We start from the raw sequence: 11114 nt of genomic DNA, 5'->3' as shown, positions 1-11114 counted from the left end.
CGGGTTCCGTGCGCGGCCAGTGCCATGTCCTTGGCGGCTAGGCCGAGGGCGTAGCGCGTCTCGTCCGGGCCGTTCTCGACGGCCGGGCGGACCCGTTCGGTGAGCGCTCCCAGCGGTGTGCCGCCGAGCACGTCCAGCAGCGTCCCGATGTCCACCCCGGTCGCCTCCGCGCAGGCGACGGTCTCGGCGAGCAGCACCTGGGCGGGCACCAGCGCGCTCATCACGGCCAGCTTCATCGCCGCGCCCGCACCCGGGCCGCCGACCTCGCGTACCAGGCCGAACACCTCCAGCGCCTTCCGGCAGCGGGCCAGGTCCCCGGGGAGCCCGCCGGCCAGCACCGTCAGCGTGCCGTCCCCGGCGGGTCCCACGCTGCCCAGGACCGGTGCGTCGACCAGCCCCACCCCGCGGGGAAGCAGGTCGCGGAGCCCGGCCACCGCCTCGGGCCCGATCGTGGACATTTCCGCGACCACGCTGCCCGCCCGCAGCCCCGGCGCCGCGTCCGAGAGCACCCGCCGCACCGCCGCCGGGTCACCGAGCATCGTGATCACCAGTTCCGCGCCCGCCACGGCCCTCGCCGGCGAGGTCGCCACGGTGGCTCCCTCGATCGCGCGGGGGGTGCGGTTCCATACCGTCACCTCGTACCCGGCCGCCACGAGCCGCCGGGCCATCGGGGTGCCCATGCGCCCCAGACCAAGAAAGGAAATCATGCGCCTCACGGTAGGGAACCGGCGAGGCATTCCACCAGCGACTAGATTGCATGTAAGCCATGCAGGGGAGGAATGTGTTCGACATCGAAGGGCTCCGCCTGCTGGACACCGTGGCCCGCACCGGTTCTTTCACCGCGGCGGCCGCCAGGCTCAGCTACACCCAGTCGGCGGTCTCCCGGCGCATCGCCGCGCTCGAACACCGCGCGGGCGGCCCGTTGTTCGAGCGGCTGCCGCGCGGTGTGCGGCTGACGCCCGCCGGTGAGGCGCTGCACCACCACGCCCAGGTCGTGCTGAACCGGCTGACCAGGGCGGAGGAGGAGCTGGCCGGCATCCACGGCGGCTACCGGGGGCGGCTGCGGGTGGGCGCGTTCGCCACCGCCAACGTCGTGCTCGTGCCGGGTGCCCTGCGCGAGTTCCGCGAGGAGTTTCCCGAGGTCGAACTCGTCCCGATCGAGGGGCCCAGCCGGAGCCTGCTGCGCCGCATGCGAGAAGGCGGCCTGGACGTCGCGGTGGTCAGTGACTACCCCTCCGAGCTGCCCCGCGAGGAGGAGGTGGAGATGGTCGAGCTGGCCGACGACGAGCTGTTCGTCGCGCTCCGCCGTGACCACCGGCTGGCCGGAGAGGAGATCATCGACCTGCGCGAGCTGCGGGAGGAGACCTGGATCGAGGCCCCTCCGCCGGGCCGGGCCACCGCCCTCGCCGCGGCCTGTGCAAGGGCCGGGTTCACCCCCCGTGCCTCGGTCAGGATCAGCGAGTGGACGGGCAAGTTCGGGTTCGTCGCGGCCGGGCTCGGCATCACGCTGGTGCCCGCCATCGCCGCGCACGCCGTACCGCCCGATCTGGTGCTCCGCTCCCTCGGCGAGCTCGCCCCCCGCAGGACCGTTTACGCGGCCCTGCCGCCCGTCCCGCTGCCCGCGGCCCGCACCCTGGTGCGCCTGCTGGCCGTACAGGCGAGACAATAGGGAAGTGCATGACTCTTTTGCGCATGTCACCGGATATCTGGCCACGGGGCTCCGAGACATCACCACCGACCTGACCGCCTTGGACGGCGAGGGATGGTGGGCCGTCGTGGTCGACTACGAGGGCAAGGTGACGTGCGCCAGGTTCGACGACGTTCGTCAGGCCCCGCTGCCCGTGCCGCGCGGTCCCTGGCGCGGGCCGCATCCGTCGTCGTGGCGCAGCTCCCTGGATCGGGCCGCGTACGAGGACGGCGTGCGGCGCATCCGCTCGTACATCGAGCGTGGCGAGGTCTACCAGGCCAATCTGTGCCGGGTGCTGAACGCGCCGCTGCCCGCGGGAGGGGAACCGGACCCGCTGGCACTGGCCGTACGGCTGGCGGAGGGCAATCCCGCCCCCTACGCCGCGACGGTGAGCCTGCCGGGACTGAGCGTCGTGTCGGCCTCTCCCGAGCTCTACCTGTCCAGGGACGGCGACGTGGTCGAGTCCAGACCGATCAAGGGGACCGGAGTCACCGAGGAGGACCTGCAGGAGAAGGACTACGCGGAGAACGTGATGATCGTCGATCTCGTCCGCAACGACCTGGGCAGGGTCGCCGAGGTCGGCTCGGTGAGCGTGCCCGCCCTGTGTGAGGTGGAGGAGCATCCCGGTCTGGTGCACCTGGTCTCCACGGTCAGGGCGCGGCTCGCGCCGGGGTGCGGGTGGCCCGAGCTGTTCGGCGCGACCTTCCCGCCGGGGTCGGTGACGGGGGCCCCGAAATCTTCCGCCCTGCGTATCATCGATGAGCTCGAACCCGAGCCGCGCGGGCCGTACTGTGGGACCGTGGGCTGGGTCGACGCCGGCCGGCGGCGGGCGTCGCTGGCCGTGGGGATCCGCACGTTCTGGCTGTCGTCCGGCGAGATCCGTTTCGGCACGGGCGCGGGCATAACCTGGGGGAGCGACCCGCGCCGCGAATGGGACGAGACCGAGTTGAAGGCCTCCCGGCTCGTCGCTCTGGCATCAACATAAGGTTCAGAAGGAGTCGCATGAAGGTACCTATATGGCTCAACGGGGCACTTGTCTCTCCGGATCAGGCCACCGTTTCAGTTTTCGATCATGGTTTGATGGTCGGGGACGGGGTGTTCGAGACCATCAAGTGCGTGAACGGCACCACGTTCGCGCTCACCCGCCACCTTGACCGGCTCACCCTCTCGGCGCGGCGCATGGAACTGCCCGACCCCGACACCGACGCGATCGCCGACGGGATCCGTGCCTGCCTGGCCGAGGCCCCGCCGTGGCGGCTCGGCCGCGTCCGGGTCACCTACACCAGCGGCCCGGGGCCGCTCGGCTCGGACCGGGGCGAGGCGGGCTGCACGACCGTGGTGATCGTCGACGAGCAGAAGCCGTTCCCGGCCACCGCCGACGTCACGGTCGTGCCCTGGCCGCGCAACGAGCGCGGCGCGCTCGCCGGGGTGAAGAGCACCTCCTACGGTGACAACGCCAGGGCGCTGTTCTACGCCAAGGCCGCCGGCGGCGGCGAGGCGATCTTCGAGAACCTCGCGGGCGACCTCTGCGAGGGCACCGGCAGCAACGTCTTCATCGTGCGTGACGGCCGGCTGGTCACCCCCACGCTCGCCTCGGGCTGCCTGGCCGGGGTCACCCGCGCGCTCGCGCTGGAGTGGTGCGGGGGAGCCGAGGAGGATGTCCCGCTCTCGGCCCTGTACGAGGCGGAAGAGGCGTTCCTGACCTCCACCACCCGTGACATCCAGCCGATCCGCGCGGTCGACCAGACCGTGCTGCCCGCCGCGCCCGGTCCGATCACCGCCAAGGCCATGCAGGTCTTCGCCGAGCGCTCCGCCGCCGACCTCGACCCCTGAGGTTCCGGGTCTCCGGTTCCGGCGAGGGCACGCCCCCGCCGGAAGGCCGGTCGTCCGGCGGTCACCGACCGGCTAGTAGGACACCTGGGTCTGCGCGTTCAGCTCCTTGAGCCTGACCTTGGCCGCCGGATCGGTCAGCGGGTCGTCGATGCGGAGCACGTCCAGGCCCCTGGTGATGTCACTGGAGTAGATGTGGCCGTTGTAGTAGTACGCCGACCACGAGCCGCCGACTCCCGAAACCGGGCCCCGCTCGAAGAAGCCGATCTCCCGGGGGCTGGCCGAGTCGGTGAAGTCCCAGACGGACACCCCGCCCTGGTACCACGCCTGGACCATGATGTCCTTTCCCGGCACGGGTAGCAGCGACCCGTTGTGCGCGACGCAGTTCTCGTCGGACGTCTGTTCCCTCGGGATCTTGAAGTAGCCGCGGAGCGTGAGCCTGCGGTCCTTGCCGAGGTCGTACACGGCGCTGGCGCCCTTGGTCTTCGGGGTGCCGGAGTCGCAGGTCGCGCTCACGCCGCCGCCCAGTTCGTCCCCGAAGACGACCTTGGTGGCGTCGTTGTTGAACGTCGCCGAGTGCCAGATGGCGAAGTTCTCCCGGTCGCTCACGTGCTGGAGCACCTTGGGGTTGGCCCGGTCGGTGATGTCCAGCAGGACTCCGTCGCCGAAGCAGGCCGCGGCGGCCAGGTTCTTCTCGGGGTAGGCCGTGATGTCGTGGCAGCCGCCGAGGCCGCCCTCGCCGGGCTTGTCGGAGAGCACCGGTTGCGAGATCACCTTGGCGGTCTCGGGGGCCTCGACGGGTACCTCGACCACGGAGATCTTGTTGTGCGGCGCCGGGCAGGTCGTCGACTGCGGCTCGGGGCCCGGGGAGGAGATGTAGAGGTAGACGCGGCCCGCGTCACCGCCGGGGACGAGGGTGTGGGTGTGCGAGCCGCAGTCGGTGCGGACCGCCGAGACGAACCTGGGGTGGGACTTGTCCGCGATGTCGAAGATCCGGATGCCCTCCCAGCCGTCCGACTCCGGCTCGCCGCGCTGGGCGTCGCACTCCGGGCCGACCCGGGCGGAGTCGATCGACAGGAACAGCAGGTTCCCGCTCACCGAGACGTCGTTCTGCTCGCCGGGGCAGAGCACCCGGCTGACCACCGAGGGGTGGGAGGGATCGGAGATGTCGAAGACGCTGAAGCCGTCGAAGTTGCCGACGAACGCGTAGTCGCCCTGGAAGGCCAGGTCGGTGCCCCAGGCCTGGGGCCCGTCGAGCGGGGCGCCGAGCGGCACATTGGCCAGGTGCGTGACGTTGTCGCTGTGGGTGCCGTCCCCGGAGATCCCGGGGGAGGGGGATTCCGCCGGTTTCTCAGTGGCGCTCGTGCTCTTCTCCGAGGCGGCCGCGGGTGGTGGGGCCTGGGGCGTTGGATCCGCCCCGCATCCGGCCACAAGAAGTAGCGCGGCCAGGCCGAACGCCATGGTCGATCGCACGGTGCCCCCATTACGTCGGTCCACTTGCCCCATTATTGAAGCTATGCGGAGGATTCGTATGCCGAGTCAGGTTATCGCGGTGATCATGGCGACAGCGGTCCTTGGCGGATGCACGGAGGCGGCACAGCCAGGATCGGCACCGCTCGTCGCGGAGACCGGTGCGCCGGTGATAATCCCGGGCGGCCCCGGCGAGGCGGGCCGTACGGCGCGGCCGGGCGAGAATCTCGGGGAGTCCGAGGCCAGGGTCACGGCGGCCGACGTGAGGTTCGCCGAGGGCATGATCCCGCATCACCGGCAGGCACTGGAGATGGCGGAGCTGGTCCCGGCCAGGTCGTCCTCGCCGGTCCTGCGGAAACTCGCCGAGCGGATCACCGCGGCGCAGCGGCCGGAGATCGCGGCCATGACGTCATGGCTGGAGGCGATCGGCCGGGCGCCGCAGGGGCACGAGGAGCATGACGAGCACGCTGTCACGCTGGAGGAGATGAACCGGCTCAGGGGGGCCAGAGGAACGGCCTTCGACACGCTCTTCCTGACCCTCATGATCGCTCACCACGAGGCTGCGGTCACGATGGCCGGGCTCCAGCTCCGCGAGGGCGCCGACCGGGCCATGCTGGCCGTCGCCAAGGACGTCGTCTCGGGCCAGGGCATCGAGATCGCCCGGATGCGGCGCCTGCTCAAGCCCGCGGCGTAGGCGGCGGTCCCGTCGAGGGGCGCGGTGAGCGCCGGGTCAGGAGCTCCAGAGCATGTTGCTGAGCTCGGCGTCCAGATCCATGAAGTCGGTCTCGCGACCCGCGGGCACCAGCTCGTACGTCCGGTGCAGGAACTCCGTGAGCGGAGTCAGCGGCACCTCGAACAGCGCCTGTCCGAACGGCGAGGTGAGGCTGATGTGCAGCGTGCGCTCGCCGTCGGCACGCGCCGGCCACACCTGCACGTCGCCGTCGCCCACCCGCCGCACGATGCCGACGGTCAGCAACTCGCGGGCGAAGATCCACTCGACCGGCTCGTCGTTCCCCACGTGGAAGGCCATTCTGATCGCGTAAGGATCATCGGCCGTGTAGCTGAGTCCGGCAAGCAGGGGGACGGTGGTACGGTCGGGGACCACAAGCCGAAGGCCTAGCTCGGCAGAGACGGTGGCGCTGTTCATCGTCAGCCAAACCTTTTCGTCGTCGGTCCCCTCTTCGGGGCTTTCACTGCTTTCAAGCGGGCTTCGCTCCGCATGAGCCATCACGCGGAACAAAGAAACCTGTAGGAAAGATTCCGCCTCTACGCCCTTCTGTAACGCACATCACAGCGCGACATTTGGGCATCTACCGGGCTAAACATCACCAACAGGGCCGTATTTGCAAGGGTTTTGCGTCTCGTTTTGGTCACCGTCGACTCCCTGGCGGGGCGTCTCGGGTGATTCGGGTCGAGCCCGGGTCGTTCGGTGCTTCTATGGATCAGGATGATGCTATGACACCGTAGCCCCCCGTCGGATGCATCCTCAGAGCTTTGCCTCCCGAGTGCGTCATCTCTCAAGATCAAATTTAGTGGCGGACACCGCTTCGCGGGCACTCCCGGATTGCTGTATGGTTTTCCACGTCGGCACCGCGAGGGGCCGGACAGGGCGGGCGATTAGCTCAGCGGGAGAGCGCTTCGTTCACACCGAAGAGGTCACTGGTTCGATCCCAGTATCGCCCACACTAGCAAGACGCAGGTCAGAGCCCGGCGGTTGACATCAACCGCCGGGCTTTTCCGTTGTTCCGCGATCTTCCGGACGGCCGGGCGTCCCGGATGAGTTCCCGGCTCCGCTCGCCGGGTGAGACGGGTTTCCGGCAGGGCGGGCCACGCCCGGCATCCACGCATCGAAATCCGGTCCTGGGGGCGGCTCCGCCTTCCCCGCCGCGCCTGCCCGATGTGTCTTCCACGCCAAGCTCGCCGCCCGGTTTCGCCGTGCCGATTTCGCCGTGCCGATTTCGCGGTGCCGGCTTCTCCCCGTGCCGAGGCCCGCGGGCGTTCCCTCGCACCGGCTTGAGGGGACCTGTGGACCCGGGGCAAGGGATCGCACTCGGGGCTGTAAGGCGAAGTAAGCCGTCCTTCTCGACCCGTTGACGCGGCCGTAGCACGTATGTAACCTTTGGCCAACGCAATGCAAGAATATTGCAAAGTCCTGTTAAATTTTCTCTCTTCTCCGCAACTTCCGGCAGTGATGTGCCCCGCCACACATCCGTCGTATCCCTCCGGAAGAGCCCCCAGGTGACGTCGCTCTCGGCGTCGCATGGGCGCACCCGGCGACCAGCACCCCCCAGCGACGAACGAGACGAGTTTCGCGGACCGCCCCATCGCAGGTCACACCGGTCGGCCCGCCCGCCGGATGTCACGACTCCGAGTCCGCGTCTCGTGAGCGAGGCGCCCGCGCGCGCCTCGCGCCGCACGGCGGAGGCCCCGGCCTCCCATCCGACCCTGTCGTTCCAGCCGAGAGATAGAGGAACGCGATGAGAAAGCAGTACCTGGCGTTAAGGCTGGTGGCGGCGATGGCCGCGACCAGCCTGCTCGTCCTGGCCGGGGCGGTCTCACCCGCCGCGGCGGCCGGCCCCAACCTCGCGGTGGGTAAGGCGACCTCGTCAAGCAGCACCACCGCCCCCTACGGCGCGGCCAACGTCACCGACGGCAATGCCAACACCTACTGGGAGAGCAGCAACAACGCCTTCCCGCAGTGGCTTCAGGTGGATCTCGGAGCCGTCACCAACGTGGACCAGATCATCCTGAAGCTGCCCCCGGCGGCGGCCTGGGCCACCAGGACGCAGACCCTGTCGGTACTGGCGGGCACGAGCGCCTCGCCGACCTCCACCATCGTCGGCTCCGCCGGCTACACCTTCAACCCGGCGACCGGCAACACGGTGACGATCAACTTCGCCGCGACCACCGCCCGCTACCTCCGGCTGAACATCACCGCCAACACGGGCTGGCCGGCCGGCCAGATCTCCGAGTTCGAGGTGTACGGACCCACCGGCTCCGGCGGTGACACGTCGCCGCCGACCACGCCGTCGAACCTGGCCTACACCGAGCCCGGCTCCGGCCAGATCAGGCTGACCTGGAGCGCCTCGTCCGACAACGTGGGCGTGACCGGGTACGACATCTACGCCAACAACGCCCTGCGCGCCAGCGTGGCGGGCAATGTCCTGACCTACACCGACACCCAGCCGGCCACCGCGACGGTGTCCTACTACGTCAAGGCCAGGGACGCGGCGAACAACGAGTCCGGCAACAGCAACACCGTCACCCGTACCGGCAGCACCGGCGGCGGCTCCAATCTGGCCGTCGGCAAGGCGATCACCGCCTCCTCCTCGGTCTTCACCTTCGTGGCCGCCAACGCCAACGACAACAACACGGCGACCTACTGGGAGGGCAACGGCGGCAGCTACCCCAACACGCTGACCGTCAGCCTGGGCGCGAACGCCACCCTCAGCTCGGTCGTGCTGAAGCTGAACCCCGACAACGTCTGGGCGACGCGTACCCAGAACATCCAGGTTCTCGGGCGTGAGCAGAGCTCGACCTCCTTCACCAGCCTGGCGGCGGCGGCGAACTACACCTTCAACCCCGCCTCCGGCAACACGGTGACGATCCCGGTCGGCGGCTCCTACGCCGACGTCCAGCTCAAGATCACTTCCAACACCGGCGCCCCCGCCGGTCAGGTCGCCGAGTTCCAGGTCATCGGTACCCCGGCGCCGAACCCGGACCTGACGATCACCGGCCTGACGGCGTCCCCCGCCTCCCCGATCGAGACCGACGCGATCACGCTGTCGGCCACGGTCAAGAACAACGGCAACGCGGCCGCCGGCGCGACGGACGTCAACTTCTACCTGGGCACCACCAAGGTCGGCACCGCCCCGGTCGCCGCGCTGGCCGCGGGGGCCTCCGCCACCGTCTCGGCCGGCATCGGTACCCGTGACGCCGGCAGCTACCCGCTGAGCGCCAAGGTCGACGAGGCCAACAGCGTCATCGAGCAGAACGAGTCGAACAACGACTTCTCCAGCGCCTCCCCGCTCGTGGTCAGGCCCGTCGACACCTCCGACCTGGTCGCGACGACCAGCTGGACCCCGAGCAACCCGGCGAACGGCAACGTCGTCACCTTCTCCGCGACGATCAAGAACCAGGGCACCGTGGCCTCCGCGGGCGGCGCCCACGGCATCACGCTGACCGTCGCCAACGAGGCGGGGACCGTGGTCCGCACGCTGACCGGCTCCCACACCGGTGTGATCGCCGCGGGCGCCACCACCGGCCCGGTGAACCTGGGCACCTGGACGGCGGCCAACGGCAAGTTCACCGTCAAGACGGTCCTCGCCGACGACGCCAACGAACTGCCGGTCAAGCGGGCCAACAACACGGTCACCCAGCCGTTCTTCGTCGGCCGCGGCGCCAACATGCCGTACGACATGTACGAGGCCGAGGACGCCGTCGTCGGCGGCGGGGCGGCCGTGGTCGGCCCGAGCCGCGACATCGGCACCCTGGCGGGTGAGGCGTCCGGCCGCAGGGCGGTGGCGCTGAACACGACGGGCAGCTACGTCGAGTTCACCACCAAGGCCAGCACCAACACCCTGGTCACCCGCTTCTCCATCCCCGACTCGGCGGGCGGCGGCGGCATCGACTCGACGCTCAACGTCTACGTCGACGGCACCTTCCTCAAGGCCATCAACCTGACGTCCAAGTACGCCTGGCTGTACGGCGCGGAGGCGAGCCCGGGCAACTCGCCGGGTGCCGGCACGCCGCGTCACATCTACGACGAGGCCAGCATGATGCTCGGGACCACCGTCCCGGCCGGCAGCAAGATCAAGCTGCAGAAGGACCCCGCCAACACCACGACGTACGCGATCGACTTCATCAACACCGAACAGGTGTCGCCGATCGCCAACCCCGACCCCACCAGGTACACGGTTCCGGCCGGATTCACCCACCAGGACGTGCAGAACGCGCTCGACAAGGTGCGGATGGACAACACCGGCACCCTCGTCGGCGTCTACCTGCCGCCGGGCACCTACCAGACGGCGAGCAAGTTCCAGGTCTACGGCAAGGCGGTCAAGGTGGTCGGCGCCGGCCCCTGGTACACCCAGTTCCGCGCGCCGTCGAACCAGGACAACACCGACATCGGGTTCCGCGCCGAGGGGACCGCGAACGGCTCGTCCTTCGCCAACTTCGCCTACTTCGGTAACTACACCTCGCGCATCGACGGCCCGGGCAAGGTGTTCGACTTCGCCAACGTCGCGGACGTGGTGATCGACAACATCTGGAACGAGCACATGGTCTGCCTCTACTGGGGCGCCAACACCGACCGCGTGACGATCAAGAACTCCCGCATCCGCAACATGTTCGCCGACGGCATCAACATGACCAACGGCAGCACCGACAACCTCGTCAGCAACAACGAGGCCCGCGCCACCGGTGACGACAGCTTCGCGCTGTTCTCGGCCATCGACGCCGGCGGCGCCGACATGAAGGGCAACGTCTACGAGAACCTGACGTCCATCCTGACCTGGCGGGCGGCCGGCGTCGCGGTGTACGGCGGGTACGACAACGTCTTCAGGAACATCTACATCGCCGACACGCTGGTCTACTCCGGCATCACGATCAGCTCGCTGGACTTCGGTTACCCGATGAACGGCTTCGGCGCCAGCCCGCCCACCCGGTTCGAGAACATCTCGATCGTCCGCGCCGGCGGTCACTTCTGGGGACAGCAGGTCTTCCCGGCGATCTGGGTCTTCTCCGCCTCCAAGGTCTTCCAGGGCATTCGGGTCAGCGACGTGGACATCGTGGACCCGACCTACGGCGGCATCATGTTCCAGACGAACTACGTCGGGGGCCAGCCGCAGTTCCCGGTCAAGGACACCGTGTTCACGAACGTCTCGATCACCGGCGCCAAGAAGAGCGGCGACGCCTTCGACGCCAAGTCCGGCTGGGCCATCTGGGCCAACGAGATGCCCGAGCCCGGCCAGGGCCCGGCGGTCGGCTCGGCCACGTTCAACAACCTCCAGATGAGCAACAACTTCCAGAACATCAAGAACACGACGTCGACCTTCACGATCAACGTCACCCCGTAAACCCGTAGCAGGAGCGGGAAGGCAGCGCCGGTGCCGCCGGGAGGGACCTC

Annotated in this window: 8 protein-coding genes and 1 tRNA gene; 6 read left to right on the top strand and 3 right to left on the bottom strand. The window is 69.2% G+C overall.

Translation table 11 applies throughout. The annotated features are described in order from the left end of the window. The coding region (locus ABZ260_RS36270) for an NAD(P)-dependent oxidoreductase (RefSeq protein WP_355626637.1) at nt 1-707 on the bottom strand (707 nt) is incomplete at its 3' end. A gap of 59 nt (nt 708-766) precedes the next feature. Between ABZ260_RS36270 and ABZ260_RS36265 the strand changes: the two genes are divergently transcribed. The 3 genes from ABZ260_RS36265 to ABZ260_RS36255 are packed head-to-tail and all read left to right on the top strand — an operon-like array spanning nt 767 to nt 3520. Then, a complete protein-coding gene (locus tag ABZ260_RS36265) occupies nt 767-1669 on the top strand; it encodes a LysR family transcriptional regulator (RefSeq protein ID WP_355626635.1) in 903 nt (300 codons plus the stop codon). Between the two features lie 4 nt (nt 1670-1673). Then, a complete protein-coding gene (locus ABZ260_RS36260; RefSeq protein ID WP_355562181.1) occupies nt 1674-2672 on the top strand; it encodes a chorismate-binding protein in 999 nt (332 codons plus the stop codon). 17 nt (nt 2673-2689) lie between these two features. Then, on the top strand, nt 2690-3520 hold the full coding sequence (locus tag ABZ260_RS36255; RefSeq protein ID WP_350927225.1) for an aminotransferase class IV: 831 nt from the start codon (nt 2690-2692) through the stop codon (nt 3518-3520). Between the two features lie 72 nt (nt 3521-3592). On the opposite strand, the gene ABZ260_RS36250 is transcribed toward ABZ260_RS36255, so the two are convergent. After that, a complete protein-coding gene (locus tag ABZ260_RS36250; RefSeq protein ID WP_355626632.1) occupies nt 3593-4990 on the bottom strand; it encodes a hypothetical protein in 1398 nt (465 codons plus the stop codon). A gap of 58 nt (nt 4991-5048) precedes the next feature. Between ABZ260_RS36250 and ABZ260_RS36245 the strand changes: the two genes are divergently transcribed. Continuing rightward, complete coding sequence (locus ABZ260_RS36245) at nt 5049-5681, top strand: DUF305 domain-containing protein (protein ID WP_355626630.1); 633 nt, start codon at nt 5049-5051, stop codon at nt 5679-5681. 36 nt (nt 5682-5717) lie between these two features. Here ABZ260_RS36245 and ABZ260_RS36240 read toward each other — a convergent pair whose 3' ends face one another. Further along, nucleotides 5718-6134, bottom strand: a complete 417-nt coding sequence (locus tag ABZ260_RS36240) for an SsgA family sporulation/cell division regulator (protein ID WP_350927231.1) — start codon at nt 6132-6134, stop codon at nt 5718-5720. A gap of 464 nt (nt 6135-6598) precedes the next feature. On the opposite strand from ABZ260_RS36240, the gene ABZ260_RS36235 reads away from it, so the two are divergent. After that, nucleotides 6599-6670: transfer RNA gene (locus tag ABZ260_RS36235), tRNA-Val, on the top strand. A gap of 794 nt (nt 6671-7464) precedes the next feature. Beyond that, nucleotides 7465-11064 carry a discoidin domain-containing protein gene (locus ABZ260_RS36230; protein WP_355626628.1) on the top strand — a complete coding sequence of 1200 codons (3600 nt, stop codon included), beginning with the start codon at nt 7465-7467 and terminating at the stop codon, nt 11062-11064. Nucleotides 11065-11114 lie beyond the last annotated feature (50 nt).

This window comes from Streptosporangium sp. NPDC006013, from assembly GCF_040614275.1.
Classification (GTDB): Bacteria; Actinomycetota; Actinomycetes; order Streptosporangiales; family Streptosporangiaceae; genus Streptosporangium.
The sequence above is the reverse complement of the archived record's forward strand: the minus strand, read 5'-3'. Positions and strand labels throughout refer to the sequence as shown.